The 1,672-nt window shown below is 53.2% G+C and carries 2 protein-coding genes; one reads left to right on the forward strand and one right to left on the reverse strand.

Annotated elements, in window-relative coordinates; all coding sequences use genetic code 11:
- Positions 1–734 (forward strand): EAL domain-containing protein (locus ACRC27_RS01820; protein ID WP_438639049.1); only part of this gene is annotated, 734 nt, incomplete at its 5' end.
- On the opposite strand, the gene rfbD is transcribed toward ACRC27_RS01820, so the two are convergent.
- A partial coding sequence (rfbD, locus tag ACRC27_RS01825; protein WP_438639050.1) for a dTDP-4-dehydrorhamnose reductase occupies positions 724–1,672 on the reverse strand: 949 nt, incomplete at its 5' end. The two genes, ACRC27_RS01820 and rfbD, sit on opposite strands and share 11 nt — an antisense overlap.

Raw genomic sequence — 1,672 nt, forward strand, 5'->3', positions numbered from 1 at the left:
GTTTGCAGATGTACTATCAGCCGCTGATCGACAGCCGCAACAAGCGCTGTATCGGGGTGGAAGCGCTGCTGCGTTGGCACTACAGCAAAACTGAGCTGCTTTCGCCTGAGATCTTTATTCCGCTGATTGAGCAACACTGCTTGATGCCGCGCCTGACCCATCATTTGATGAAGCTTATCGCACAAGATGCTCGCCAACTGCCGATTGAGCAGTTAGCGGCCGGTTTTCGGATGTCGGTAAATATCTCGGCCGATCACTTTAACAACCGTGCCTTACTGGTGCATACCCGTAGACTGCGTAAACAGTTACCGGTAGGGATACAGCTGGTGCTTGAGATCACTGAAAGCTCACCGCTCTCATTTGGTGAGCCACAACAAAAGCTATTTAGTGCACTGCTGGATATTGGCGGGGTTACGCTGGCGCTGGATGATTTTGGTACCGGCCACAGCTCTTTGAGCTACCTGCACCGCATCCAACCGCAGTATCTGAAAATCGATAAGCGGTTTACCGCCAGCATTGATGACTCTTGCATTGGAACCGCGGTGCTCGACAGCATTATCAGCTTGGCGCACCGCCTGCAAATTTCAATTGTTGCCGAAGGGGTTGAAAGCGAGCACCAGACCGCCTATCTGCAAGAGAAAGGCGTACAGACTCTGCAAGGTTTTCTGTTTGCCAAACCTATGCAGATTGGGGAGTTGAGGGGGTGGTTGGTGGGGGAGAACATCATCCAATAAATAGCGGATGTTGCTTAGCACGGTAACGGGCAACAACCGTTTGCAGTGCTTGTTGCCAGTTGGAGGGCAAACACCCATAGCGGCTAATTTTGTGGCTGTTAAGTGCTGAATAGGCGGGGCGCAGTGCTGATTGCGGATGTAACTGCCGATACTCTGCGCTACTAATAGGCACAAAAGGCGAACACATACCCGTATTTAACGGCATGTTATCGGTATCTGCCTGCCGCTGATACTCTACCCACACTGCCTGTGCTAACTCAAACCAGCTCACCGCACTGTCGCCAGCATAGTGGTATACACCGCCTTCCGCCTGCTGTTGTATCAGTTGCACAATAGCTACCGCCAGATCGCGCGCATAGGTCGGGCAACCGATTTGATCGGCAACAATGCTGCGGGCTGCCGTTTGCTGATCATGCTGCCCTATCAGGTTTAGCATCGCCTGCACAAAATTATGGCCATATTCACTGAATAACCATGCACTACGAATCACCAGCGCATGGGGTAATACGTGCAATACGGCCTGTTCAGCCTGCCATTTACTTAGCCCATACTGGTTACATGGGCTAGGCTGTACTGTTTCCGGATAACCCTCACGGCGCGTGTCGGCATCGGGTGCATCAGCCCCGAACACATAATCGGTAGATACCTGCACCATCTGTGCGCCGCACTGTTTTGCTGCCAAGGCAAGGTGATATGCACCATGCTGATTTACCGCTATCGCCCGTTCAGGCTGCAGCTCTGCGCCATCAACATGGGTAAAGGCCGCACAGTTAATGATCACCTGCGGTTGAATCGCCGCCACTTGAAGCGCTACTGCCGCAGGATTGCTGATATCGAGCGCAGCAGAGTCTGGCGTATACAGATCCCACTCCAGCGGGCAGGACTCTTGCAGCATACGGCCTAACTGACCGCGTGCACCGGTCAGCAGTACCCGCATG

It is taken from the genome of Plesiomonas sp. (genome assembly GCF_051650925.1).
Taxonomy (GTDB): Bacteria; Pseudomonadota; Gammaproteobacteria; order Enterobacterales; family CAMTGL01; genus Plesiomonas.